This window comes from Streptomyces sp. NBC_00536, assembly GCF_036346295.1.
Classification (GTDB): domain Bacteria; phylum Actinomycetota; class Actinomycetes; order Streptomycetales; family Streptomycetaceae; genus Streptomyces.
Window position 1 is genome coordinate 4,032,489 of the sequence record NZ_CP107819.1, and the last position, 25,414, is coordinate 4,057,902.

Annotated in this window: 25 protein-coding genes; 15 read left to right on the forward strand and 10 right to left on the reverse strand. The window is 72.7% G+C overall.

All coding sequences use genetic code 11. The features are described from left to right. Nucleotides 1-5: 5 nt before the first annotated feature. The 5 genes from kdpB to OHS33_RS17595 form a co-directional block, all read right to left on the reverse strand. Nucleotides 6-2,123 (reverse strand): potassium-transporting ATPase subunit KdpB, encoded by a 2,118-nt coding sequence (gene kdpB, locus OHS33_RS17575; protein ID WP_330331366.1) that lies wholly within the window; start codon nt 2,121-2,123, stop codon nt 6-8. Next, nucleotides 2,120-3,784 (reverse strand): potassium-transporting ATPase subunit KdpA, encoded by a 1,665-nt coding sequence (gene kdpA, locus OHS33_RS17580; RefSeq protein ID WP_330331367.1) that lies wholly within the window; start codon nt 3,782-3,784, stop codon nt 2,120-2,122. The genes kdpB and kdpA overlap by 4 nt, the downstream gene beginning before the upstream one ends. A 5-nt stretch (nt 3,785-3,789) precedes the next feature. Then, complete coding sequence (gene kdpF, locus OHS33_RS17585; protein WP_330331368.1) at nt 3,790-3,879, reverse strand: K(+)-transporting ATPase subunit F; 90 nt, start codon at nt 3,877-3,879, stop codon at nt 3,790-3,792. Continuing rightward, nucleotides 3,876-3,998 (reverse strand): hypothetical protein, encoded by a 123-nt coding sequence (locus tag OHS33_RS17590; protein WP_330331369.1) that lies wholly within the window; start codon nt 3,996-3,998, stop codon nt 3,876-3,878. The genes kdpF and OHS33_RS17590 overlap by 4 nt, the downstream gene beginning before the upstream one ends. A 73-nt stretch (nt 3,999-4,071) precedes the next feature. Beyond that, on the reverse strand, nt 4,072-6,267 hold the full coding sequence (locus OHS33_RS17595) for a SpoIIE family protein phosphatase (protein ID WP_330331370.1): 2,196 nt from the start codon (nt 6,265-6,267) through the stop codon (nt 4,072-4,074). 174 nt (nt 6,268-6,441) lie between these two features. Here OHS33_RS17595 and OHS33_RS17600 point away from each other — a divergent pair, with 174 nt between their 5' ends. Beyond that, entirely contained in the window at nt 6,442-7,293 is an 852-nt protein-coding gene (locus OHS33_RS17600) for a SigB/SigF/SigG family RNA polymerase sigma factor (RefSeq protein WP_330331371.1), read from the forward strand. Between the two features lie 32 nt (nt 7,294-7,325). Here OHS33_RS17600 and OHS33_RS17605 read toward each other — a convergent pair whose 3' ends face one another. Together OHS33_RS17605 and OHS33_RS17610 are read right to left on the reverse strand one after the other, a co-directional pair. Continuing rightward, nucleotides 7,326-7,805: an ATP-binding protein gene (locus tag OHS33_RS17605; RefSeq protein ID WP_330331372.1), complete on the reverse strand. Its 480-nt coding sequence runs from the start codon at nt 7,803-7,805 to the stop codon at nt 7,326-7,328. After that, nucleotides 7,798-8,184, reverse strand: a complete 387-nt coding sequence (locus OHS33_RS17610; protein WP_330331373.1) for an STAS domain-containing protein — start codon at nt 8,182-8,184, stop codon at nt 7,798-7,800. Before OHS33_RS17610 ends, OHS33_RS17605 begins: the two co-directional genes overlap by 8 nt. A gap of 338 nt (nt 8,185-8,522) precedes the next feature. Between OHS33_RS17610 and OHS33_RS17615 the strand changes: the two genes are divergently transcribed. The 3 genes from OHS33_RS17615 to pucL all read left to right on the forward strand — a co-directional run bounded on the left by OHS33_RS17615 (nt 8,523) and on the right by pucL (nt 11,990). Then, nucleotides 8,523-9,263 (forward strand): SDR family NAD(P)-dependent oxidoreductase, encoded by a 741-nt coding sequence (locus OHS33_RS17615; protein WP_330331374.1) that lies wholly within the window; start codon nt 8,523-8,525, stop codon nt 9,261-9,263. A gap of 167 nt (nt 9,264-9,430) precedes the next feature. After that, a complete protein-coding gene (locus OHS33_RS17620) occupies nt 9,431-10,783 on the forward strand; it encodes an aspartate aminotransferase family protein (RefSeq protein ID WP_330331375.1) in 1,353 nt (450 codons plus the stop codon). A gap of 289 nt (nt 10,784-11,072) precedes the next feature. Next, nucleotides 11,073-11,990, forward strand: a complete 918-nt coding sequence (gene pucL / locus OHS33_RS17625) for a factor-independent urate hydroxylase (RefSeq protein ID WP_330331376.1) — start codon at nt 11,073-11,075, stop codon at nt 11,988-11,990. Here pucL and OHS33_RS17630 read toward each other — a convergent pair. Then, the gene (locus OHS33_RS17630; RefSeq protein ID WP_330331377.1) at nt 11,987-12,448 is read right to left on the reverse strand and encodes a histidine phosphatase family protein; all 462 of its coding nucleotides are present in this window, start codon (nt 12,446-12,448) and stop codon (nt 11,987-11,989) included. The genes pucL and OHS33_RS17630 overlap by 4 nt on opposite strands. A 234-nt stretch (nt 12,449-12,682) precedes the next feature. Here OHS33_RS17630 and OHS33_RS17635 point away from each other — a divergent pair, with 234 nt between their 5' ends. The 6 genes from OHS33_RS17635 (at nt 12,683) to OHS33_RS17660 (ending at nt 15,530) form a co-directional block, all read left to right on the forward strand. After that, nucleotides 12,683-12,898 carry a CbtB domain-containing protein gene (locus OHS33_RS17635; protein ID WP_330331378.1) on the forward strand — a complete coding sequence of 72 codons (216 nt, stop codon included), beginning with the start codon at nt 12,683-12,685 and terminating at the stop codon, nt 12,896-12,898. A 27-nt stretch (nt 12,899-12,925) separates the two neighbouring features. After that, on the forward strand, nt 12,926-13,678 hold the full coding sequence (locus tag OHS33_RS17640) for a CbtA family protein (RefSeq protein ID WP_330331379.1): 753 nt from the start codon (nt 12,926-12,928) through the stop codon (nt 13,676-13,678). A 41-nt stretch (nt 13,679-13,719) separates the two neighbouring features. Then, the gene (locus tag OHS33_RS17645; RefSeq protein ID WP_330331380.1) at nt 13,720-14,019 is read left to right on the forward strand and encodes a hypothetical protein; all 300 of its coding nucleotides are present in this window, start codon (nt 13,720-13,722) and stop codon (nt 14,017-14,019) included. Between the two features lie 235 nt (nt 14,020-14,254). Beyond that, nucleotides 14,255-14,884, forward strand: coding sequence for a class F sortase (locus OHS33_RS17650; RefSeq protein ID WP_330331381.1), 630 nt, complete (start codon nt 14,255-14,257; stop codon nt 14,882-14,884). Between the two features lie 102 nt (nt 14,885-14,986). Next, complete coding sequence (locus OHS33_RS17655; RefSeq protein WP_330331382.1) at nt 14,987-15,337, forward strand: hypothetical protein; 351 nt, start codon at nt 14,987-14,989, stop codon at nt 15,335-15,337. A gap of 55 nt (nt 15,338-15,392) precedes the next feature. Further along, a complete protein-coding gene (locus OHS33_RS17660) occupies nt 15,393-15,530 on the forward strand; it encodes a hypothetical protein (protein WP_330331383.1) in 138 nt (45 codons plus the stop codon). Between the two features lie 210 nt (nt 15,531-15,740). On the opposite strand, the gene OHS33_RS17665 is transcribed toward OHS33_RS17660, so the two are convergent. Continuing rightward, nucleotides 15,741-16,139, reverse strand: coding sequence for a hypothetical protein (locus OHS33_RS17665; RefSeq protein WP_330331384.1), 399 nt, complete (start codon nt 16,137-16,139; stop codon nt 15,741-15,743). Nucleotides 16,140-16,339: 200 nt separating this feature from the next. Here OHS33_RS17665 and OHS33_RS17670 point away from each other — a divergent pair, with 200 nt between their 5' ends. The 5 genes from OHS33_RS17670 (at nt 16,340) to OHS33_RS17690 (ending at nt 23,392) form a co-directional block, all read left to right on the forward strand. Further along, entirely contained in the window at nt 16,340-17,167 is an 828-nt protein-coding gene (locus tag OHS33_RS17670) for a hypothetical protein (protein ID WP_330331385.1), read from the forward strand. A 72-nt stretch (nt 17,168-17,239) separates the two neighbouring features. Beyond that, nucleotides 17,240-19,228 (forward strand): FUSC family protein, encoded by a 1,989-nt coding sequence (locus OHS33_RS17675; RefSeq protein WP_330331386.1) that lies wholly within the window; start codon nt 17,240-17,242, stop codon nt 19,226-19,228. Nucleotides 19,229-19,303: 75 nt separating this feature from the next. Then, entirely contained in the window at nt 19,304-20,014 is a 711-nt protein-coding gene (locus OHS33_RS17680) for a hypothetical protein (protein WP_330331387.1), read from the forward strand. A 20-nt stretch (nt 20,015-20,034) separates the two neighbouring features. Beyond that, nucleotides 20,035-21,294 (forward strand): HAMP domain-containing sensor histidine kinase, encoded by a 1,260-nt coding sequence (locus tag OHS33_RS17685; protein ID WP_443065454.1) that lies wholly within the window; start codon nt 20,035-20,037, stop codon nt 21,292-21,294. A 253-nt stretch (nt 21,295-21,547) separates the two neighbouring features. Then, nucleotides 21,548-23,392, forward strand: coding sequence for a VWA domain-containing protein (locus OHS33_RS17690; RefSeq protein WP_330331389.1), 1,845 nt, complete (start codon nt 21,548-21,550; stop codon nt 23,390-23,392). Between the two features lie 79 nt (nt 23,393-23,471). Here OHS33_RS17690 and aspS read toward each other — a convergent pair whose 3' ends face one another. Beyond that, nucleotides 23,472-25,289 carry an aspartate--tRNA ligase gene (aspS, locus tag OHS33_RS17695; protein ID WP_330331390.1) on the reverse strand — a complete coding sequence of 606 codons (1,818 nt, stop codon included), beginning with the start codon at nt 25,287-25,289 and terminating at the stop codon, nt 23,472-23,474. Nucleotides 25,290-25,414 lie beyond the last annotated feature (125 nt).

Consider the following 25,414-nt stretch of genomic DNA (forward strand, 5'->3'; position numbering starts at 1 on the left):
GGTGGTCAGCCGATTCCGGGGATGAGGGAGATGAGCAGGTCGATGAGCTTGATGCCGATGAACGGGGCGATGAGGCCGCCCAGTCCGTAGATCCCGAGGTTGCGGCGGAGCATCTTGTCGGCGCTGGTGGGCCGGTAGCGGACGCCCTTGAGGGCGAGCGGCACCAGGGCGATGATGATCAGCGCGTTGAAGATGACGGCCGACAGGATCGCGGACTCGGGCGAGTGCAGGCCCATGATGTTGAGCTTGTCCAGGCCCGGGTAGACCACCGCGAACATCGCCGGGATGATCGCGAAATACTTCGCCACGTCGTTGGCGATGGAAAACGTGGTCAGCGCTCCCCGGGTGATCAGGAGCTGCTTGCCGATCTCCACGATCTCGATGAGCTTGGTCGGGTTGGAGTCCAGGTCCACCATGTTCCCGGCCTCCTTGGCGGCCGAGGTGCCGGTGTTCATCGCCACGCCCACATCGGCCTGGGCGAGCGCGGGGGCGTCGTTGGTGCCGTCACCGGTCATCGCGACCAGCTTGCCGCCCGCCTGCTCCCGCTTGATGAGGGCCATCTTGTCCTCGGGGGTGGCCTCGGCGAGGAAGTCGTCGACGCCCGCCTCCTCGGCGATGGCCTTCGCGGTCAGCGGGTTGTCACCCGTGATCATGACCGTCTTGATGCCCATCCGGCGCAGCTCGTCGAACCGCTCCCGCATGCCCTCCTTGACCACGTCCTTGAGGTGGATGACCCCCAGCACCCGCGCACCCTTGGCGTCCTGCGCCGCGACGAGCAGCGGGGTGCCACCGGCCGCGGAGATCGCGTCCACCTTCTCTCGGGCGTCGGAGGCGACCGTACCGCCCTGTTCGTCCACCCACGCCAGGATCGAATTGGCGGCGCCCTTGCGGACCTTGCGGTGGACGCCGTCCTCGTCGAGGTCGACACCGGACATCCGGGTCTGGGCGGTGAAGGGGATCCATTCGGCGTGCGCGAGTTCGCCCTGGTGGCGTGCGCGCAGCCCGTACTTCTCCTTCGCGAGGACCACGATCGAGCGGCCCTCGGGGGTCTCGTCGGCCAGCGACGACAGCTGCGCGGCGTCGGCGAGTTCGGCGGCGATGGCCCCTTCGACGGGCACGAACTCGGAGGCCTGGCGGTTGCCGAGGGTGATGGTGCCGGTCTTGTCGAGCAGCAGGGTCGAGACATCGCCCGCCGCCTCGACCGCACGGCCCGACATCGCGAGGACGTTGCGCTGGACGAGGCGGTCCATGCCCGCGATGCCGATCGCGGAGAGCAGGGCCCCGATCGTCGTCGGGATCAGGCAGACCAGCAGCGCCGTCAGCACGATCATCGACTGCTCGGCGCCCGCGTAGATCGCGAACGGCTGGAGGGTGACCACCGCCAGCAGGAAGACGATCGTCAGCGAGGCCAGCAGGATGTTGAGGGCGATCTCGTTGGGGGTCTTCTGCCGGGAGGCGCCCTCGACGAGATTGATCATCCGGTCGATGAAGGTCTCGCCGGGCTTGGTCGTGATCTTGATGACCACCCGGTCGGAGAGCACCTTCGTGCCGCCGGTGACCGCGCTGCGGTCACCGCCCGACTCCCGGATGACCGGGGCCGATTCACCCGTGATCGCCGATTCGTCGACCGAGGCGACGCCCTCCACGACATCCCCGTCACCGGGGATGATGTCGCCCGCTTCACAGACGACGAGGTCGCCGATCCGCAGGTCGGTGCCGGGTACGGACTCCTCGACGCCCCCGGTCAGACGGCGCGCGACCGTGTCGGTCTTCGCCTTGCGCAGGGTCTCGGCCTGGGCCTTGCCCCGGCCCTCGGCGACGGCCTCGGCGAGGTTGGCGAAGATCGTGGTCAGCCAGAGCCAGACCGTGATGGCCCAGCCGAACCAGTCCGTCGGGTCCTTGACCGCGAGCACGGTGGTGACCACCGAGCCGATCAGGACGACGAACATGACGGGGGACTTGACCATCACCCGGGGGTCGAGCTTGCGGACCGCGTCCGGGAAGGACTTCAGCAGCTGCTTGGGGTCGAAGAGCCCGGTGCCGGCCCGCCCTTCGTCCGGCTTGTGGCCGGTGGGGGCGTCCTGGTGCGGGGCGCGGGTGGGGGTGGGGGTGGCGGTGCTCATGAGGCGAGCCCTTCGGCGAGCGGGCCCAGCGCCAGGGCCGGGAAGTACGTCAGTCCGGTGATGATGATGATCGTGCCGACCAGCAGGCCCGTGAACAGCGGCTTTTCGGTGCGCAGGGTGCCCGCGGTGGCCGGTACGGGCCGCTGCTCGGCGAGCGAACCGGCCAGCGCCAGGACGAACACCATGGGCAGGAAACGGCCGAGGAGCATGGCGAGGCCGATGGTGGTGTTGAACCAGGGGGTGTCGGCGCTCAGGCCCGCGAAGGCCGAACCGTTGTTGTTCGCGCCCGAGGTGTAGGCGTAGAGGATCTCCGAGAAGCCGTGCGCGCCGGCGTTGGCCATGGAGGCGCGCGGCCCGCTCAGCGCCATCGCGACCGCGGTGAAGCCGAGGACCAGCACCGGGGTGATGAGGATGTAGCAGGCGGCGAGCTTGATCTCGCGGGTGCCGATCTTCTTGCCCAGGTATTCGGGGGTGCGGCCGACCATCAGGCCCGCGATGAACACCGCGATGATCGCCATGATCAGCATGCCGTAGAGGCCGGAGCCGACACCGCCGGGCGCGATCTCGCCCAGCTGCATGCCCAGCAGCTGGATGCCGCCGCCGAGGCCGGTGTAGGAGGAGTGGAAGGAGTTGACCGCGCCGGTCGAGGTGAGCGTGGTGGCGACCGAGAAGATCGCCGAGGCGCCGATCCCGAAGCGGGTCTCCTTGCCCTCCATCGCACCGCCCGCGGCCTGCAACGCCGGGCCGTGGTGGGCGAATTCGGTCCACATCATCAGCGCGGTGAAACCGAGCCAGATCGTGGCCATCGTCGCGAGGATCGCGTAACCCTGCCGGACCGAACCGACCATGCGCCCGAAGGTGCGGGTCATCGCGAACGGGATCAGCAGGATCAGGAAGATCTCGAAGAGATTGGAGAAGGGCGTCGGGTTCTCGAACGGATGGGCCGAGTTGGCGTTGAAGTAGGCGCCGCCGTTCGTCCCCAGCTCCTTGATGACCTCCTGCGAGGCGACCGCGCCGCCGTTCCACTGCTGGGTCCCGCCCAGGAACTGCCCGACCTCGTGGATCCCGGAGAAGTTCTGGATGACACCGCAGGCGACCAGGATGACCGCGCCGATCACCGACAGCGGGAGCAGGATCCGTACGGTGCCGCGCACCAGGTCGGACCAGAAGTTGCCCAGTTCACCGGTGCGGGAGCGGGCGAAGCCCCGGACGAGCGCCACCGCGACGGCCATGCCGACCGCCGCCGAGACGAAGTTCTGCACGGCCAGCCCGCCGGTCTGCACGACGTGGCCCATGGCCTGCTCGCCGGAGTACGACTGCCAGTTCGTGTTCGTCACGAAGGAGACGGCCGTGTTGAAGGCCTGGTCCGGCTTGATCGAGGCGAAGCCGAGCGAGCCGGGCAGCACGCCCTGGAGGCGCTGCAGACCGTAGAGGAACAGGACGCCCACGACGGAGAAGGAGAGCACCGCCCGCAGGTAGGCGGGCCAGCGCATCTCCACGGAGGGATTGGCGCCGATGGCCTTGTATATCCACTTCTCCGGCTTGTAATGCTTCTCGGAGGAGTAGACGCGGGCCATGTACTCGCCCAGCGGGCGGTAGGCGAGGGCCAGGGCCGCGACGAGCGCGAGCAGCTGGAGCACCCCGGAAAGAACGGGACTCATCGGGGCTAGAACCTCTCCGGGAACACGAGGGCGACGATCAGATAGCCCAGCAGAGCGACGGCGACCAGCAGGCCCACCACGTTTTCGGCGGTCACAGCTTGGCCACCCCCTTGGCGATGAGAGCCACCAGCGCGAAGAGCGCGATCGTGGTGACGACGAAGGCCAGATCGGCCATCGTGAGCTCCTGAGGGTTCCGGGGACGGCTTTCGGACACCTCTGAGTGGAACCCCTGGAGAGACCCCCCGCACCTCACCTTGACGGGCCCCATACGCCCCCGAAGGGGGCTTTTACGGCTCTCTAACGCCAGGATGCGGCCCGGCGGCCACAGGCCCGGCGGCCACACCCGGGCCCGCACCCGTCCGGGGCACCCGCACCACGACCAGGCTCGTGTCGTCGTCCGTGTCCCCGGTGACCGCCGACAGCAGCGCGTCGGCCATCGACTCCACGGGCCCGGCCCCCACCCGCTGGGCCGCCCGCCGCAGCGCGGCCAGGCTCCGGTCCATGCTCACGTGCCGCCGCTCCACGAACCCGTCCGTGTAGAGCAGCAGGGTGTCCCCCGGCAGCAGGGCCAGCGACGCCTCCTCGTAGTCGGCGCCCGCCACCGCGCCGAGCAGGATGTTGTGCGGCGCGTCCAGGATCCGGGCCCGGCCCTCGCGCAGCAGCAGGACGGGCGGATGGCCCGCCCCGGCCCAGCGCAGCGAACCGGCCACCGGGTCGTACACCGCGCACACCGCCGTGGCCGTGGGGCCGCCCCGGGTGCCCAGGGTGACCTCGTTGAGCCAGGTCATCAGCCGGCCCGGCCCGGCGCCGGTCACCGCGAGCCCGCGCAGGGCGTTGCGCAGCACGACCATGCTGGTCGCCGCGTCGATGCCATGCCCCGCGATGTCGCCGACGGCGACCAGCACCCGGCCGTCCGGCAGGACCAGGACGTCGTACCAGTCGCCGCCGACCAGATAGTCCTGGGAGGCGGGCCGGTAGCGGACCGCGACGTCCAGACCGCCCGCGGGCTCGGCCGTCAAGGGCGCTTCCGGCACGATCGCCCGCTGGAGCTGGAGGACGAACCGGGCCCGCGCCGTCGCGTCCTCCTGGGCCGCCGACAGCGCGAGCTCGTTGTGATGCTGGGCGGAAACGTCCTGGTAGACCCCGGTGAGCCCGGTCAGCGCCGCCCCCGACAGCAGCGGTTCGGCCGCGATCCGCACGTGCCGGACGCCCCCGTCCGCCCGGATCGCCCGGACCAGCGCCCGGTCCCCGCGACGGCCCTCCCCCAGGGAGGCCAGCAGTCCCTCCAGCAGCGGTACGTCCTCGGGGTGCAGCCGGGCGCCGAGCCGGGCCAGCGGCACCGGCGGCGCGTCCCGGTCCATCCCGAAGAGCGTGTACGTCTCCTGGCTCCAGCGCGTGGCACCCGTCAGCAGGTCCTCCTCGAAGTACCCGACCCGCTCCAGCCGCCCCAGCACCCGGGTCAGGGCCTCGCTGCGCAGGGCCGCCGCCTCCCACAGCACCGCGGCCCGCCCCCGGCCCAGCGGCAGTACGCGTACGTCGTCCAGCCCGCCCACGTGCCCCAGCCGCCTCGGCTCCGTCCGGTCGGCGGCGGGTGCCAGCGCGCTCCAGGCGTACGGGAACACCTCGGCGGCGGACCGGCCCACCGGGCTGCGCACCGCGCCCAGGGCCGTGCGCGCGGCCGGGTTCACGTACTCCAGCCTGCCGTCCGCCCCCAGCAGCACCGCCGGGCCGGTGGCCAGCTCCAGCAGCACCGCCTCCGCGGCCCGGGTCCCCGGCGGATCGGGCTCGCCCAGCAGCGCCCCGCAGGGCTCGCACAGCAGCTCGGCGGTGCGCCGGACCCGGTCGTCGGGCGCCTGGGCGGTGTCCCACACGCACAGCGCCACCCCGACGATGTGCCCGTGGCGGCGCAGCGGCAGCACCGCCCGCGTCCCGGTCCCGCCCGGCAGCCAGTCGTCCACGCCCCACCAGGCGGCGCCCTCCCACAGCACCCGGTGCAGCGGGGTGTCCGGCGGCACCCACTGCCAGTGCCGGGCCTCCTGCGGGCCCGCTCCGGCCTGCCCCGCCAGCGCGAGGCAGTCGGTGCCGGTCCGGCGCCAGAGGTAGAGGGTGCGCACCCCGATCCGGCGCAGCCCCCCGTCCAGCAGGGTGACGGCGGCCTCTCCGGCGGTGTCGGTCGCGAGGACGGCCGCCGTGGCCCGGCGGATCCGCCGCGCGTCGGCGGGGGCTTCGGCGACCAGGGACTTCGCGGCGGCGTTCAGGATGTCGGCGGCCAGGTCACCGGCGCTGAGCCCGGTGCTGACGGCCAGCTCCAGCAGGTGGTCCGCCGCCTCGGCCGGGGTCACCCGGAGCTGGTCGACGAGCACCCCGGTGGCCAGGTCGAGCAGCCGCCGCCGGGCCCGGTCATCGTGCAGCCCGGCGATCTCGGCGGTCAGCGCCGAAACGGCCGCGGCGAGGGCGTCGTCGGTGTTGGCATCCCGGCTCATGTCCCGGCTCCCGGTCCTCAAGGATCTCCAGTGTGCTCCCTCGGGCGCCCCACGGGGTGCCGCCGGTCACTCGTACGGGTAAGCCCATCGGCCACCGGGTATATCGAACACGTCAGCTCGCACGACGGCCGTGCCGCGTTCAGGCAGTGCGACCATCCGTCGGAGGAGCACCACATGCTTCGAACAGATGACCGCGACCAGCTCATGGAGGGCATCCCGGAGGAACCGCTCAAGGTGAGCACCGCCGTCGCCAGGACCCTTTCGGTGACCTTGTTCGACCGGCTGCGGGCCCTGGAAGAGGGCACCGCCGAGTACTCGTACGTCCGCAACACCCTCGTCGAACTGAACCTCAGCCTGGTCAAGTACGCCGCCCGCCGGTTCCGCGGGCGCAGCGAACCGGTGGAGGACATCGTCCAGGTCGGCACCGTGGGACTGATCAAGGCGATCAACCGCTACGACCCCGGGCGCGGGGCGGAATTCGCCACCTTCGCCATGCCGACGATCACGGGCGAGATCAAGCGGTTCTTCCGGGACACCAGCTGGGCCGTGAAGGTCCCGCGCCGGCTCCAGGAGCTGCGGCTGGACACCGCCAAGGCCCAGGACGCCATGGAGCAGGACCTCGGCCGCTGCCCCACCGAGGAGGAGCTCGCCGAGCGGCTGGAGGTGAGCCCGCAGGAGCTGGCCGAGGGCCGCAAGGCCGCCGTGGCCTATTCCGCGCGCTCGCTGGACGCGCCGGTGCAGGGCGAGGCCGAAGGGGAGTCCTTCGACAGCCAGCCGGTGCTGGGTGAGGACGAGGACGCGTACGACCGCATCGAATGCCTGGAGTCCCTCAAGCCGCTGCTGTCGGGGCTGCCCGAGCGGGAGCGCGCGCTGCTCGCGCTGCGCTTCGGCGAGGAGCTGACCCAGTCCGAGATCGGCGACCGGCTGGGCCTGTCCCAGATGCACGTGTCCCGGCTGCTCACCCGGACCCTGGCCAGGCTCCGTACGGGTCTGCTGGAGGACGACGCGGAGGACTCCGGGGCCTAGCCGGAGGAATCCGAGACCGAGGAATCCGAGACCTAGGAAGCGGTTCCCCCGCTGGACGGTCCATCGGTGGGCGGTGCGAGCGGTGAGGCCACCTCGGCCCACACGGTCTTGCCGCCCACCGCCTCGTTCCGTTCCCAGCCCCACTCGCGGGAGAGCCGTTCGAGGACGATCAGACCGTGTCCGCCGGGGACGGACGGATTTCCAGGTGAGCGGCGACGGGGGTGCTCGGGGCTCCCGTCGCTGACCTCCATCCGCAGCCCGTCCGCGGTGTGGCGCAGGACCAGGGCGCCCGGGCCGCCCGCGTGCATGCAGGCGTTGGTGACCAGCTCGGACACCATCAGCAGGACGTCCTCGGCGGCCTCCTCCACCGCCTCCACCGCGGCGGGCGATCCGTCGGAAGGAAGCCAGCGCCACTCGGTGAGGGCGCGCCGGGTGAAGTCGCGGCACCGCGTGACCACGCCCGGGACCGGTCCGCCCAGCACCAGCCGCCGCGTCTGCTCGGGTTCACCCACCGGTCCCGCCGCCTCCGTCGTGCCCGCCTCCGTCGTGCGCGAGGGCCGCGGCGAGGTCGTCGTGGACGAGGAACACCCCGTCGGCCCCGGTCGTACGGAACATCCGGGCCACCGGCTGCCGCAGTCCGGCCAGCTCCAGGCGCGCGCCGGTCTCCCGGGCGGCCAGCCGGGCCCGCAGCAGGGCGTTGAGCCCCGTGGAGTCGCAGAAGCGCAGCTCGGTGCAGTCGACGAGCAGGCGGCCTCCGCCGTCCCCGGCGAGTGCCGCCTCCAGGGCCGCCCGCAGGGGGCCCGCCGTGTCGTGGTCGAGTTCACCGGCCAGCGCGAGGACGGTCGCGCCCGCCACGTGGGTCGCCTCGACCGAGAACCGCTCCGCCTTCACCCGGCCCACCTCCCGTCGCCCCCCGCCTACCCCGCTCCCCGGGCCTCAATCACCTGCTCCCGCCCTGTGAGGCCGGGCGCGGAGCGGGGCCGGGACGGCCGTTCCAGCCGACGTCCGTGTCGTCGGTGGACGGGGGTGACGGGGCGTGGGCCGGGGCGTGGACCGGGTGGTGCGGTGGGCCGTGCCGGTGCATCGGTCGTTCTCCTCAGGTTCCTTGAATTCCTTGAATTCCTTCACAACTTCCACATAGCGGAAGTTCAATTCCGACATGCGGTAAGTTAAGATCCACTCGCTTGCCCCACCGACCGCCCTCACCGGCGCCCCGAGCAGGAGGACACATGACCGAGACCCGCGTGGCCCTGATCACCGGATCGTCTTCCGGAATCGGCGCCGCGATCGCCCGCCGCCTGGCCTCCGAGGGCATCCGCGTCGTGGTCAACTCCGCCCGCAGCGAGCGGGAGGGCAGGGAACTGGCTGCCGAGCTGCCGGACGCGCTCTACGTGCGGGGGGACGTCTCCGACCCGGCCGATGCCCGCCGTATCGTGCGGGCCGCGGTCGACGCGTACGGGCGCCTCGACATCCTCGTCAACAACGCCGGCCGGACCCGCTTCATCCCGCTCGACGACCTCGACGCCGCGGACGCCGACGCCTGGCGCGAGATCTTCGAGGTGAACGTGATCGGCACCTGGCAGATGATCACCGCCGCCACTCCCCACCTGCGGGAATCCGGGGCCGCCTCGATCGTGAACATCTCCTCGGTCTCCGCGACCCGGGCCCTGGGCAGCTCCGTCCCCTACGCCGTCAGCAAGGCCGCGGTCAATCACATGACCCGGCTGCTCGCCTCCCAGCTGGGACCCGCCATCCGGGTGAACGCGGTGGCGCCCGGACTGATCGACACCCCCTGGTACGACGGGGCCGAGGAGGTCTGGGAGAGCTCGCGCGAATGGATCACGGCCAACACCCCGCTGCGCCGGGTCGGCACCCCGCAGGACGTGGCGGAAGCCGCGCTGTACCTGGTGAACGCCGCCTACACGACGGGCGACGTCCTGACCGTGGACGGCGGTCGCCACATCGTCTGACCCCCGCCCGGGCCCACGTCCCGGCCGAAGCGGAATGTCCGTAATCATATGGATGGACGCTAGGCACCCCGCGCGGGGCGGTCAACGAGCACCCGACCCCTCCGTCAGGTCCACGGGCATCAGCCCTCCGCCCGTCCATCCACATCGTGGACAACTACGCTCGACTCATGAACGCAGCAGCCGCCCACGCACGTGACGCCGTGAAAGAAGCCGACCGGAAGCACGTCTTCCACTCGTGGTCGGCCCAGGAGCTGATCGACCCGCTCGCCGTGGCGGGGGCCGAGGGTTCGTACTTCTGGGACTACGAGGGCAACCGCTTCCTCGACTTCTCCAGTTCGCTCGTCTACACCAACATCGGCTACCAGCACCCCAAGGTGGTCGCCGCGATCCAGGAGCAGGCCGCCCGGCTGTGCACCCTGGCCCCCGGTTTCGCCGTGGACGTCCGCTCCGAGGCGGCCCGGCTGATCGCCGAGCGCACCCCCGGTGACCTGGACAAGATCTTCTTCACCAACGGCGGCGCCGAGGCCGTCGAGAACGCCGTCCGGATGGCCCGCGTGCACACCGGGCGCGCCAAGGTGCTGAGCACCTACCGCTCGTACCACGGCGCCACCTCCGCCGCGATCAACCTGACCGGTGACGCCCGCCGGTTCGGCAACGACTCGGCGACCGCCGGGGTCGTGCACTTCTGGGGGCCCTACCTCTACCGCTCGCCCTTCCACGCGGAGACCGAGGAGCAGGAGTGCGCGCGGGCGCTGCGCCACCTGGAGGACACGATCGTCTTCGAGGGCCCGCAGTCCATCGCCGCGGTGATCCTGGAGAGCGTCGGCGGCGCCCCGGGCGTGCTCGTGCCGCCCGCCGGCTACCTCGCGGGCGTGCGCGAGCTGTGCGACCGCTTCGGGATCGTCTTCATCCTGGACGAGGTCATGGTCGGCTTCGGCCGCACCGGCAAGTGGTTCGCCGCCGACCACTGGGAGGTCACCCCCGACCTGCTCTGCTTCGCCAAGGGCGTCAACAGCGGCTACGTACCGCTCGGCGGCGTGGCCATCTCCGGCGCGATCGCCGAGACCTTCGCCCGGCGCCCCTACCCGGGCGGGCTGACCTACTCCGGGCACGTCCTGGCCTGCGCCGCGGCGGTCGCGACCATCACCACCATGGCGGAGGAGGGCATCGTCGAGCAGTCCGCCCGCACCGGCGCCGAGCTGCTGGGTCCGGGGCTGCGGGAGCTGGCCGAACGCCACCCCTCGGTCGGCGAGGTCCGCGGTCTGGGCACTTTCTGGGCGCTGGAGCTCGTACGGGACCGGGAGACGCACGAGCCGCTGGTTCCCTACGCCGCCTCGGGCGCCGCGAACGCCCCCATGGGCGCCTTCGCCGAGGCCTGCAAGAAGGGCGGGCTGTGGCCGCTGGTCGCGGGCAACCGGCTGCACGTCGCCCCGCCCTGCAACATCGGCGCGGACGACGTGGCGAAGGGTCTGGCCGTCCTCGACGAGGCCCTGTCGGTGGCGGACGCGCACATGGCCTGAGCGGTACGGGGGCCTCGCACGGACGGCGTTCTGTGCGGTCCCCCAAGGCGGGGGCGCCGGTTCTCGGATGATCCGTACGGGTAAGAACCGGCCACCCACGTGCTGCAATCCCCCTCAGCAGCGAAAAAGCACCTTACGGACCGGGATGCACGTCAGTCCCGGGGCGGCCCTCGCGGGCCGAACGGCGGGGAGCGGCGCGTCCGGGGCATCCGGGGCGGGCGCTGGACGCCGGGCGTACGGGATCCAGAACACCGGACTCCGTGTTCCCGAGTACCCGAAGGAAGACAGCATGAGCAAGCACGTCCTGGGCCACAACCAGTACGGCAAGGCCGAGAACCGCATCGTCAAGGTCACCCGCAAGGGTAGCGACGGTTCCTGGCACGAGATCCGCGACCTCAACGTCTCGGTCGCGCTCCGCGGTGACTTCCGCGATGTCCACCTGACCGGCGACAACGCCCACTGCCTGCCGACCGACACCACCAAGAACACGGTGTACGCCTTCGGCAAGGAGCACGGCATCGACTCCCCGGAGGCCTTCGGCATCCGGCTCGCCAAGCACTTCGTCTCCTCCCAGACCCCGATCCGCGAGGCGCAGATCCGCATCGAGGAGTTCGCCTGGGAGCGGATCCCGGTCCCGACCCGCAAGGAGCAGCACTCCTTCGTCCTCAAGGGCCAGGAAGTGCGCACCGCGCAGGTCACCTACAGCGAGACGACCGGCCTCCAGGTCATCTCGGGCCTGAAGGACCTGACCGTGATGAACTCGACCAACTCCGAGTTCCACGGCTACATCAAGGACGAGTACACGACCCTGCGGGAGGCGTACGACCGCATCCTGGCCACCAAGGTCACCTCGCGCTGGGCGCACTCGGCACTGGCCGCCGACGACCCGGAGCACGACTGGGACCGGTCGTACAAGAAGGTCCGCAAGCACATGCTGGACGCCTTCGCGGAGACGTACTCGTACTCGCTCCAGCAGACCCTGAACCAGATGGCCGAGCGGGTGCTCGACAACTGCCCGCGGGTCAACGAGGTCCGGCTGAACCTCCCCAACAAGCACCACTTCCTCGTCGACCTGGAGCCCTTCGGCCTCAAGAACGACAACGAGGTCTACTTCGCCGCAGACCGGCCCTACGGCCTCATCGAGGGCACCGTCCACCGCGAGGGCGTACAGCCGGTGATCGCCACGAGCGACTGGATCGTCGCCTAGGCCGTCGCCTCGACCGGCCGGCCCAGCAGCAGGTTCCAGCGGCCGGACCGGCCGGTCAGTTCGGTGACGGTCTCCGGCCGTACGTCGAGCCGCCAGAAGGCCGCGCACGGCAGTTCCAGCGCGTGCACGACGGCCGCGCGGACGACGGCCTGCTCGACCGGCAGCCGGTGGCGGCCCTCGCCGAAACCGGCCAGGGCCGCTCCCACGCGCTCCGTCAGCGCGGCCACCGACTCGCCGCCGGGGGGCGCGTACTGCGGGTCCGTCAGCCAGCTCCGGACCGCGCCCGGGTCCTCGGCGGCCACCTCGTCCAGCGTCCGCCCCGCCCACGCGCCCGTGTCCAGGCCGCGCAGACCGGGGTGCCCGGGGCAGGGCGGGGCGGACCCGAACCGGCCCTGACGGGCGGCGGGATCCAGCGCGGGGGTGACCAGGAGCAGGCGTACGGGCGCGGCGGAGGACATGGAGCGAGGGTAGGGCGCACGCCCGGCGCGTGAGACGGCGGCCACACGCCGTGGTGTTCACGCCACCAGCGCGGTACGGTCTCGGACGACATGACGACGGTATGACGGAAGTACCGGTGAGAATCCGGCACGGTCGCGCCACTGTGAATCCTCCCGCGAGGGGGTAAGTCAGACCCGCCACCTTCGTCAAGAGCACCACTGACCGGGACGCGTGTTCCCTCTGGAGGTTCTGCCATGGCCTACTCCGCCGTGCCCACGTCGGCTCCTGCCGCCGTTTCGCCCATCTCGCTCAAGGAACTGGCCCCCTGGGCCCTGTTCGTGGGCATCCTGATGCTGGTCCTGCTCTACTTCGTCGGCGCCGAGCAGGGCGCCACCGCGCTCTTCCAGGGCGACAACATCCACGAGTGGATGCACGACGGCCGCCACCTCCTCGGCTTCCCCTGCCACTGATCTCCACTGCGGCAAGAGGAACAACCGATGAACTCCATTTCCGTGCGTGCCCTGTTGATCCGGGGCATGCTCGCCGGCCTGATCGCCGGTGTGGCGGCCTTCCTCGTCGCGTACCTCCTGGGTGAATCCAAGGTGGACTCGGCGATCGCCCTCGAAGAGGCGGCCAACGCCGGTCACGACCACGCCGAGATGGCTCCGGTCAGCCGGGCCCTGCAGTCCACCGCGGGGCTCGGCACCGGCGTCCTGCTCTACTCCGTCGCGCTCGGCGGCATCGCCGCGCTCGTCTTCTGCTTCGCGCTGGGACGCATCGGCCGCTTCACGCCGAGGGTCACCTCGGCGCTGGTGGCGGGGGGCCTGTTCCTGACGGTCACCCTGGTGCCGTTCCTGAAGTACCCGGCCAATCCGCCCGCGGTCGGCGATCCCGACACCGTCGTGAAGCGGACCACCCTCTATCTGCTGATGATCGCGCTCAGTGTGCTGCTCGCGGTGGCCGCGACGGTCCTGGGCCGGCGGCTGGCGCCCTCGCAGGGCAACTGGAACGCGAGCATCATCGCCGCGGCCGCCTTCGTGGTGGCGGTCGGTGTCGCGTACGCGTTCCTGCCGTCCATCTACGAGGTTCCCGCCGATTTCCCGGCAGGACTCATCTGGCAGTTCCGGCTGGCCTCGCTCGCCATCCAGGCGACGCTGTGGGCGGTTTTCGGCCTCGGCTTCGGTGTTCTTGCCGAACGCCTGCTTGTTCCTTCCGCCGCGCGGACGGAAGCTGTTCAGCCTACGAGCTGATCGGCTGATCGCCTCGGTCATCACGGCGGAGGGCCCCCGGCATGCGAACGGCGACACGGCGTTGGCGGGCCGGGCACGGACCGGGCCCGCTCGGCCTGCTCCCGCGCGACTGGAGCTGGCAGGGCTGGACCGGTGCGGCACCCTTCTGGGTCAACGTGCTGCTGCTGGTCGTGGTCCAGTTCTCCGACGTGACGCTGCTGGCCCAGGTCGGCATCATCACGGCACTGGCCGCGCTCGGCGGCCTGGTCCGGCACTTCTGGTACGGCGACTACGGCCACCCGGCCGTCCACTTGGCCGCCGCGCTCCTCGGCGCGGCGGCCGTGGCGTTCGTCCTCACCTGAGGCCGCGTCCCGCGTGCCCCGTGCGCCCCTTCACCCGTTCGGCTGCACGGCCGCCGTGGGTTCGAGGCCGCCCCGCACCGGCCACGAGCTGCGAAGACACCCTCCTGACGGCCCGACACGCCCCTGCCGCCTGAGCGGGGCCCGGCCGTTCACACGGTAGTGACAGTCGGACGGGGGTCCACTGCTCACAGGAAACCGGCCTCCCCCGGTCCGGCCGGACTCAGGAGGGACTGCCATGCACCGCCCGAAGTGGATTGCCGGCGGACTGACGGTGGCTCTGCTGTGCACCGGACTCGTGCTGTTGCGCAACACCGATGGCGCGGACGGCGACCCCGGCGGCGCCGATGCCTCCGGCGCCTCCGCCAAGGCCCCCGCGGAGGGCTTCCCCTCCCGGGCACTGGGCCTGTCCGGCCACCGCAGGCTCGTCGAGCAGCTGGAGGACGGGCGCGGGGAGCATGCCTGGCACGGCACGGGCCGCGGCCCCCGCAAGGCGGCGGGCCGCTCCGCCGCCGCCCCGCTGCCCGCGGCCCGCCCGCTGCGGCTGCGCATCCCCGACCTCGGCGTCGACATCCCGCTGGCCGCGGGCTCGGCGGGCGACGCGGTCGGCTGGGACGTGGACAGCCCGGCCCCGGGCTCGGCCGGGACGGCCGTCGTCTCCGGGGAGAGCGCGACCCTGCACCTCGCCACGCTGCGCAAGGGCCGGACGATCGAGATCCCGCGCGCGGACGGACGTACCGCCGTGTTCACGATCGACCACGTCGGCACCCCCCGGGCCACGGACACCGGCAAGCACGCCGAACTGCGCGTGGTCACCGGCGAGACCACGGTCCACGCCCACCTGACCGGGACCCGGCGCAGCAAATAGCCCGTGGCGGCACTAGTCCGTGAGGGGTCCGTTCGTCATCCGATCGGGCGCTTCCGGGGCGCCGCGGGGGCACGCCCGGGCGTGTCGGGGCACATCCCGGGAATGAGCGGGACGCGGTACGCGCGGACGGTGCGGGCGGCACTGGCGAGGGCCCTGACGGTGGCCTGCGTCGTGCTGCTCTGCGCGTTCGGCGCCGGTTCCGCGGCCGCCGCGGCGGGCCCGGCCCCCGCGCCGCGCCCCGCGGCCGCCGCCGAGCCCGCAGAATCCGATCCGGGCGCGGATCCGGAGGTCCGGGCCGTGCCGAGGTCCTGTGCGCGCGGGATCGCGCCGCGCCGCACCCCCGAACCGGGCACCCGGATGAGCCGGCCGCCCGCGGCGCGCGCGTTCCCGTACGCGAGCGGGCAGACGGAGGGCGGGTCCCCGACGGTGCGGAGTGTGGTCCTGCGCTGCTGAGCGGGCCGAGCAGCAGCGCACCCCCACACTTTCGTCACCCCTGTGAGGTTCCGCCATGCCCATCGACCCCTACGCGGCCCTGAACGCCATGCTGCGCGCGGAAGCGGCCCGTTTCACGGTGCCGCCGTCCCCGACACCCGTCCCGGCTCCGGCCGAGGCCACCGAAGCGGTGGAGGCGCAGACGGGCGAGTGAGAGCCCGTTGTTTCACGTGAAACGACGGACTGTTTCACGTGAAACGGCTGTTTCGCCTGAAACGAGAGTGCCGCTTCCCGGGCCCTCGGCAACGGAGAGTGGACGGTGAGGTTCGACCACCAGGCCCGGGAAACGGCGCCTCTGTCAGTCTGCGACAGGGGCGCCGGTGTCCGCCTCGGGCAAAGGTCCAGGGTTCGCAGGCCGGAAGGCCTATGACTCGCGCGTGTAGTAGCGGTAGAACGCACTCACCGCGACGCCCGCGCCCGCCGCGAGGGCGATCCCGCTCGACAGCAGCACGCTCTGGCCGGTGAGGCTGTACAGGTAGCCCAGCGCGATGCCCGTGAAGATGCCGTACGCCGCCGCGCGGACCTCGCGCGGCAGCGACGGGCCGACCCGCGCGAGGACGAACAGGCAGGCCGCGAAGAGCACGCCGCACAGGATCCCGTAGAAGACGTTGCCCGCGTCTACCGGGCCCATCTGCCGTTTCATGAAGGCCGCGTAGACCCCGTAGACCAGCCCGAGGGTCAGCGGGCGGGCCAGGGCGGCCTTGCCGGAGTGCTTGAGGTCCGCCGCGTACCGCGCGCGGGCGGTGGGTGCCGCATGTGCCATGACCGGGCTCCCCTCTCTGGGATCGGAGCGTGTCCCGCCCCTGCCCCTCAAGGGCACACCCGCCGCCCGCGCCGGGCAAGTGGATCAAGCGGCACGGGCCGGGCGTCCCACCACCGCAAGGGTGACGTTGCCCCGGCCGGGCCACCCGTGCGCAGCAATCCGGGTCGCGTCCCCGCCCCCGCCTGGCATTCCCTGGTGACGTGCGCACCTTCCTCTCGGCCGTGCTCGTCGTGCTCGTGGCACTCCTCGTGCCCCTGAGCGCCGTCGCGTACTGGGCCGACCGCGAGCTGGGCGACGCCGACCGCTACACCGCCGTCATGTCCCCGCTCGCCGGGAACCCCGCCGTGCGCAACGTCGTCGTCACCCAGGCCGGCCGCGCGCTCGCCGGGCAGATCGACGCGGGCCCCTTCCAGGGCGGGGTCGAGAGCCTCCTCGGCGAGGCCCTGCGCTCCTTCACCGGCACCCCCGCCTACCGGACCGCCTGGGACGCGGCCAACCGCGCCGCGCACGCCGCTTTCCTCCAGGCGCTGACCACCGGTCACGGCGACGCCCTGACCATCGACCTCGCGCCCATCGTCGAACAGGTGAAGGGGGAGCTCGTCGGCGACGGCGTGCCCCTCGCCGACCGCATCCCGGTCTCCCACATCACGGTCAAAGTGATGGAGTACGACAACCTCGGCGCCCTCCGGAGGGGTTTCCGCATGCTCCAGATCGCGGGCATCTGGCTCCCGGTCCTCACCCTGGTCCTCGCCGTCGCCGCGGTGGCCGTCGCCGCCCGCCGCCGCCGGGCCCTGATCGCCGTCGGCGCGGGGCTCGCGATCGGGGCCGGGCTGCTGTGGCTGGCCGTGCGGATCTGCCGCGGGCTGACCCTGGACGACCTGCCGCCCGATGTCGACCGGCCCGCCGCCGCGGCGGTCTACGACGCCCTCACCGCCTTCCTGCGCACGACCACCTGGGCCGTCCTCGTCCTCGGACTCGCCGTCGCCCTGGCCGCCTGGGTGACCGGTCGGCTGCGCCGGACCCCATAAGCTCGGACTCATACACAACGTCCCAGGAAAGCCCCAGAAGAACCGATTCGCGAGGGGCGGTACGGAAGCGGCATGAGCAGCGAACAGATACCGTCCGGGCGGACCCGGCCCCATCCGCTCGCCCCGCCCGAATGGCTGCTCAAGGGACTGCGGCCGAGCACGGCGCCGGTCCCCTGGGCCGCCGCGGCGCGCGCCGGTGTCGCGCTGGCCGCGCCGCTCGCGGCCGGATTCGCCCTGGGCGAGCCGGAGTACGGGGCGCTCGTCTCGATGGGCGCCCTGTCCGGGGTGATCGGCGACACCGCCGACGCCTACCGGATGCGGATCCTGAACATCGCCGTCCCGCAGCTCTTCGGCGGGATCGGCGTGGCCCTGGGCACCCTGGTCTTCGGCCACGGCTGGCTCGCCGTCGGGGTGCTCACCCTGATCGCGCTGGTCTCCGGGATGATCTCCTCGATCGGTACGGTCGCCTCCGTCTCCGGTCTGCTGCTCCTGCTCAACGCGGTGGTCGGGGCCGGGCTGCCGATGCCCGAACCCTGGTGGACCGCGCCGCTGCTGCTCAGCGCGGGCGGGCTGTTCGTCCTCGCGCTGACCCTGCTCGGGTGGCCGCTGCGCGGGCGGCGCCCGGAGCGGGCCGCCGTCGCGGCCACTTACCGCTCGCTCGCGCGGCTGCTGGAGGCCGCGGGCGGGCCCGGGTACGAGGAACGCCGCCAGCAGGTCACCCAGGCCCTCAACCAGGCCTACGACCTGGTCCTCGGGCGCCGGGCCCGGGTGCACGGGCGCAGCAGCTCGCTGGTGCGGATGATGGCCCAGCTCAATGTGGTCATCCCGCTGGTCGAGGCCGCCCCCGCCGCCCACCTGCGCGGCCGGCCGCTGCCCCCGGAGATCCCCGCGGCGGTGCGGATGCTCGCGGACGCCGTCGAGGAGGGCCGTACGGGGGCCCACGCCCTGGAACTGCCCGCGCCGCACGGCCAGTCCGAGCGGGCCATCGACGCCGCGCTGCGGCACGCCGCGAACATCGTGCACCTGGCCGAGCCGTCCCTGCACAACGTGGACGACCGGCTCGGGCGGCCCGCCGCGCTGGGCGTCCGGGCCCGGCGCGCGGTGCGCGACATGGCCTTCTCCGGGGCCTCCTGGCGGTACGGGCTGCGGCTCGCGCTGTGCATCGGGCTGGCCCAGGCGCTGGTGTCGGTGGTGGAGATCGAGCGTTCGTACTGGGTGGCGCTGACCGTCACCTTCGTCCTCAAGCCCGACTTCGGCTCGGTGTTCTCCCGGGCCGTGCTGCGCGCGCTGGGCACCGCGGGCGGGCTGGTCGTCGCCGCCGCCGTGCTCTCCGAGGTGCCGCGCGGCTGGTGGGACGTCCCGGTGATGGTGGCGCTCGGGGCGCTGATCCCGGTCTTCTCCGCCAAGGGGTACGCCTTCCAGACCGCGGCGATCACCCCGGTGATCCTGCTGCTGTCGGACCTGCTCAACCACCAGGGCTTCGACCTGATCCGGCCGCGCCTGCTGGACAGCCTGATCGGCTGCGCCATCACCCTGGTCGCGGGCTACCTGCTGTGGCCGGAGAGCTGGCGCACCCGGATCGGGGACCGGCTCGCCGACACCGTGGACGACGCCGCGCGCTACGTCGAGCGGGCCTTCGGGCCGCACGACGGCACCGAGGCCGGGCTGCGGGCGGCGCGCACCACCCGGCTCCAGGCCCGGCGGCGGATCTACCGCGACCTGTCGGGGGTGCGCAGCGAGTTCCAGCGGGCGCTGACCGAGCCGCCGCCGGTCGGGGCCCGGGCCGCCGCCTGGTGGCCGCTGGTCGTCGCCGTGGAGCGGATCGTGGACGCCACCACCGCCGCCCGGGTCCGGGTCAACCACGGGGCCGAGCCGCCGCGCCCCGAGGAGGTCGAGGCGGTCACCACCGGCCTGCGCGCCCTGGCCGGGGCCGTCCGCACCTCCAGCACCCCGCCGCGGGTGCGCGCCCCGTGGCCCGACGCCGTCCCGGAGGCCTCCGTACTCTCCCCGGTCCAGCAGGAGCTGGCGGCGGCCCGCGCCATCGCCGCCCCGGCGCCGTAGGCCCGTACCGCCGTCGGTTAACCCGGATGGGTCCGCGCCCGGGCCCGGGCGGGCGGGGCGGGGGAGCATCGGAGCATGCGGAGCCCGCGCGCCTGCGCCCTGCCGGTCCTCGCCGCCCTGCTGGCGGCCACGGCGGGCTGCGCCGACACCGAGGGCCTGCGCAGCCAGGGCGACCTGGGCGTCGTCCACGCACCGCAGACCCTGTGGAAGGACGTCCACCCGGCCCCGCCCGACGCCGGGCAGGCGCCCGGGCGGGCCGCGGTCGTGCCCGGGCTGGCCGTGGTCCCCGGCGGCGACATGCGGGGCGTGGACGTGCTGGACGTCGTACGGGCCGACATCACCGCCGCCACCCGGCAGGACGGCGGCACCGGGCGCCTGGTCGACCCGCGGGCCGTGCAGCGGCTCGCGCTGTGCACCGACGCGCCGGGCGGCGGTCCGGACTGCCCGGTCCGGCCGGGCGTCCTGCACGACCTCACCGGCAACGGCAAGGAGGAGCTGATCGCCGCCCTGGACATCGACGGGCGGGTCAGCGAACTGCGCGTCTACACCGTCCAGGCCGACGGGCGGATCGCCCGGATCCTGGCCCGCCGCGGGGTCCTGGAGGGCGTGGAGGTCGCCGCCGGGCACCTGGCGGTCCGCGAGCCCACCTCCAACCCGAAGTTCATCTCCGTCTCCGACTACGTGTGGGATCCCGGGGCCGGGATCATGAACCTGTCCGACCTCACCCTCGACGACTGCCCCGCCGCCGCGCACCCCGCCGTCCCCTGCCCGCCGAGCGGTCCGTGAGCGCCGGCGGGTGGCGGCGGGTGCGCCGGGTGACGAGCAGCCTGCGCTGGAAGATCGCGCTGACCACCACCGCCGTGTGCTGTGCGGTGGCCGCCGTCCTCGGGGTCCTGGTGCACAACGTCGTGGCCCGGCAGATCAGCGGCGAGGTCCGCAAGGACCTGGACCGCGACCTGGAAGCCGCCCTCGGGCAGTACCAGTACGGCACCACGAACGGCGCGGTGAACTCCGCCCTGGACCCGCCCGGACTCCCCCGGCCGCTGCGCGAACTCGTCGCCCGCGGCCAGACCGGGAGCATGGTCGGCACCCACGACGGCAAGCCGGTCATGTGGGCCGCCGGGCCCGCCGACCGCAGCGCGCTCGCCGTCTGGCAGCCGTACGCCGACACCCGCGCCCGGCTGCGCGACATCGACACCGCGATCCTCGCCTCCAGCGCGCTCGCCGCCGGAGTCGTGGCGCTGGCCGGACTGTTCCTCGCGGGCCGGATCAGCAAGCGGCTGGCGACCACGGCCGCCGTCGCCCGCCGGATCAGCGCCGGGGACCTGGACGCGCGGGTGGGCCTGACGAAGGGGCGTACGGGCGCCAAGGAGAGCGACGGGGACGAGGTCCGGGACGTGGCCGCCGCGCTGGACTCGATGGCCGGATCGCTCCAGGGGCGGCTGGAGGCGGAGAAACGCTTCACGGCGGACGTCGCGCACGAGCTGCGCACCCCGCTGACCGGCTCGCTCGCGGCGGCCGCCCTGCTGCCCGAGGGGCGGCCCAAGGAAATGATCAACGACCGGCTCAAGGCGCTGCACTTGCTCACCGAGGACCTGCTGGAGATCTCCCGGCTGGACTCGGGCGTCGAACGGGCCGACCTCGCCCGGGTCGAACTCGGCCGGGCCGTCCAGCGGATCGTCACCGGCACCCGGTCCACGGCCTCGGTCCGGGTGGTGCGCGACGCCGTCGTGCTCACCGACCGGCGGCGGCTCGACCGGATCATGGCCAACCTGCTGGTCAACGCCGAGAAGCACGGGCGGCCGCCGGTCGAGATCACCGTGGAGGGTCCGGTGGTGGTCGTCCGCGACCACGGGCCGGGCTATCCGGCCGAACTCATCGAGCGCGGACCGCAACGCTTCCGCACCGGCGACCCGGGCCGGGGCCGCGGCCACGGACTGGGGCTGACCATCGTGCTGGGCCAGGCCGCCGTGCTGGAGATCGTCCTGGACTTCGCCAACGCGGCGGACGGGGGCGCGGTGACGACGCTGCGGCTGCCCATCGGGAAGCTGACGCCGGGCAGTTGACCGCGGGGCCGGCCACGGGGTGGACCAAGGGGTGGACAGACCCAGCGGCCGGTGGATGAACAGCAGGTGAACCGGGCGCCCGCGAAGGGGAGTTCACCCTGGTGGGCGGCGTGCGGGGGCGGCGGACGACGCGAAGGGTGCCCCTGCCGAGGTTCCAGCCAAGGGGCCGATAACCTTACGTGTCCACTCTGGGCAGGGATCTTCCCCACAGCACGGACAAATGACGCACGCACTCATGTGAAAGGCCTCGCCCATGGGTATTCGGAGCTTGTTCCGCAAGGTGTTCGGCCGTTCCCCGGAGCCGGCCCCGGAGGCCTCGGCGGACACCACCGCCGCCGCCCCCCAGGCCGCCGTCCCCTCCCAGGGGGCCGAACGCACCCCCTTGGACGCGGCGGCGGAACTGGTGGCGGCGTCCTTCGACAGCCCTACGGTCCCCCCGCAGTCCACCCCGCGCGACGGCGGCGGCACGGTCATGACCGCCCCGTCCCCGACCCCCACCCCCACCCCGGACCCGACGGTCCCCGAAGCGCGTCGGCATGCCGGTGCCGCTGCCGCGGCGGAGCCGGAGCCCCTGGCCGCCGCCCCGTCGGAACCGGAAGCTCCCGCCGAGCCGGAGCCCGTCGCCGCGCAGGCGGCCGAGCCGGACCCCGCGCCGGAGGCGCAGCCCGTAGCCGAGCCCGTGGCCGCGCAGGCGGCCGAGCCGGAGGCGGCGGCGGAGCCGCAGGCCGACCCCGCGCCGGAGGCTGTCGCCGTGGCCGCACCGGAAGCGGAGCCGGTGGCCGCCGAGGCCGTGGCCCTGCCCGAGCCCGTCCCGGCAGCCGACGAACCCGCCCACGAGGCGGAGCCGGAGGCAGTGGCCGCGCAGGCGGCCGAGCCCGAGGCAGCGGCGGAGCCGCAGGCCGACCCCGCACCGGAAGCGGAGCCCACGGCCGAGGCCGAGCCCGCAGCCGCGCCGGAAGCGGAACCCGCGGCCGAGCCCGTGGCCGCGCAGGCCACCGAACCCGCGCCGCAGGCGGAGCCCGAAACCGCACCGGAGGCAGAGCCGGTGGCCGCAGCCGCGGCCGAGGCAGCCGACCCCGCGCCGGAGGCGGACCCGGCCGAGCCCGAGCCCGTCGCAGCCGCGGCCGACCCCGAGCCCGTAACCACGCCGGAGGCGGACCCCGCACCGGAAGCGGAGCCGGTGGCCGAGGCAGCCGACCCCGCGTCGGAGGCGCAGCCCACGGCTGAGCCCGAGCCGCAGGCCGAGCCCGAGGTCGAGCCCCTGGCCGCGGCGGCCGAGCCGGTAGCCGAGCCCGAGCCCGCAGCCGCGCCGGAGGCGGACCCGGCCGAGCCCGAGCCCGTCGCAGCCGCGGCCGACCCCGAGCCCGTAACCGCGCCGGAGGCGGACCCCGCACCGGAAGCGGAGCCGGTGGCCGCGGCCGCAGAAGACACCGAACCCTCGCCGGAGGCGGGCCCGCTCGGGGCCGCTGAGGTGCGGCGCAGGGCTCCCGCGCTCGGGGGGGCGTACAAGGCCGCCGCCCAGGCGCTGCGCGCCAAGGGCAAGGAGGACGCCCGCGCCACCGTGTACCTCGTCCTCGACCGCTCCGGTTCGATGCGCCCGTTCTACAAGGACGGCAGCGCCCAGCACCTGGCCGACCACGTCCTCGCGCTCGCCGCGCACCTCGACCCGAGCGCCACCGTGCACACGGTCTTCTTCTCGACCGACATCGACGGCGCCGCGGACCTCACCCTCGACGAGCACGCCGGCTGGGTCGACGCCCGGCACGCCGCGCTCGGGCACATGGGGCGGACCAGCTACCACCGGGCCGTCGAGGAGGTCGTCGAGCACTACCAGAAGAGCGGCGGCGAGGGCCGGGCCCTGGTCGTGTTCCAGACGGACGGCGCCCCCGACAACCGCGTCCCGGCCCGCCAGGCGCTCGCCGAGGCCGCCGCCCACGACATCCACTGGCAGTTCGTGGCCTTCGGTGACCACGACGCCAAGGCCTTCGACTTCCTGCGCAAGCTGGACGCCGAGAACGCCGGGTTCTTCCACGCGGGGCCCGCTCCGCAGGAGCTGACCTCGGCCGCACTGGTCAAGGGCCTGCTCCAGGGCTTCTGAGCGACCAGAACACGTACGAGCACGGGGAAGGGCCCGGGATCCGATCGGATCCCGGGCCCTTCCCCGTGTGCATTCGTGCTTAGCGCGCGGCGTCCGGGTGGACGGCCTCGGCGACCGGCTTGGCCTCCGCCGGCTTCGTCTCCACCGGCTTGCGCAGCGCGATGTTCAGCTCGCGCAGGCGGGACTCCTCCAGCACCGTCGGCGCGCCCATCATCAGGTCCTGGGCGTTGCCGTTCAGCGGGAAGGCGATGGTCTCGCGGATGTTCGGCTCGTCGGCCAGCAGCATCACGATGCGGTCGACGCCCGGGGCGATGCCACCGTGCGGCGGGGCGCCCAGGCGGAACGCCCGCAGCATGCCCGCGAACTCGCGCTCGACGGTCTCGGCCTCGTAGCCCGCGATCGCGAAGGCCTTGAGCATCAGCTCGGGCTCGTGGTTGCGGATGGCGCCGGAGGACAGCTCGATGCCGTTGCAGACGATGTCGTACTGCCAGGCCAGGATGTCGAGCGGGTCCTTCTCCTCCAGGTCCTTCATGCCGCCCTGCGGCATGGAGAACGGGTTGTGGGAGAAGTCGATCCGGCCGGTCTCCTCGTCCTTCTCGTACATCGGGAAGTCGACGATCCAGCAGAAGCGGAAGACGTCCTCTTCGAACTGGCCCGCGCGCTTGGCGGCCTCGACGCGGACGCCCGACATGATCTTGGAGACCTCGTCGAACTCGCCGGCGCCGAAGAACACCGCGTGGCCGGCCGCGAGGCCGAGCCGCTCGGTGAGGACCTTGACGTTCTCCTCGGTGAGGAACTTGGCGATCGGGCCGGTCAGGCCGCCGTCCTCGCCGACGCGGACCCAGGCCAGGCCCTTGGCGCCGAGCGAGATCGCGTACTCGCCGAGGCCGTCGAAGAACTTGCGCGACTGCGCGGCGGTGTCCGGGACGGCCAGCGCGCGCACGTGCTTGCCCGCGAACGCCTTGAACTCGGAGGCCTCGAAGACGTCGGTGATGTCGACGAGTTCGAGCTTCGTGCGCAGGTCGGGCTTGTCGTTGCCGTACTTGACCATCGACTCGCGGAACGGGATCCGCGGGAACGGCGAGGTGACCGGGCGGCCCTTGCCGAACTCGGTGAAGATCTCCGTCATCAGCTTCTCGATGGGCTGGAAGACGTCTTCCTGCTCCACGAACGACATCTCGACGTCGAGCTGGTAGAACTCGCCCGGCGAACGGTCGGCGCGGGCGTCCTCGTCGCGGAAGCACGGCGCGATCTGGAAGTACCGGTCGAAGCCGGAGATCATCAGCAGCTGCTTGAACTGCTGCGGCGCCTGCGGCAGGGCGTAGAACTTGCCCGGGTTCAGGCGGGACGGCACCACGAAGTCACGGGCGCCCTCGGGGGAGGTCGCGGTGAGGATCGGGGTCGCCATCTCGTTGAAGCCGAGGTTCACCATCTTGGAGCGGATGGAGGCGATGACGGCGGAGCGCAGCATGATGTTGCGGTGCATGCGCTCGCGGCGCAGGTCGAGGAAGCGGTACTCCAGGCGCCGCTCCTCGTTCACCCCGTCGTCGGTGTTGATGGTGAAGGGCAGCGGGGCCGCGCCGCCGAGCAGCTCGACGTCGGTGACCTCGATCTCGATGTCACCGGTGCCCAGCTCGGGGTTGCGGTTGTCCTCGCCGCGGGAGACGACCTTGCCGTCGATGCGGACGACCGACTCCTTGGAGATGCTGGAGAGCACCTCGTTCGCTGCGGTGCCCGGGCGGACGACGAGCTGGACCAGACCGTAGTGGTCACGCAGATCGATGAAGAGGATGCCGCCCAGGTCACGACGATTGTGCACCCAGCCGCTCAGTCGGACGTCGGCGCCGACGTCAGAGTTGCGCAGCTCGCCGCAGCTGTGGGACCTGTACCGATGCATCGTTCATCCAGTTCTTCGCGATAGCAGGGTGGTAATCAACCCTGCCAAGGTTACCGTCAGGCCGGGCTGCGGCCGGGCGCGCCCGTGGGCGCACTTGAACGGGCATCCCGCGTGCATGACCTGTA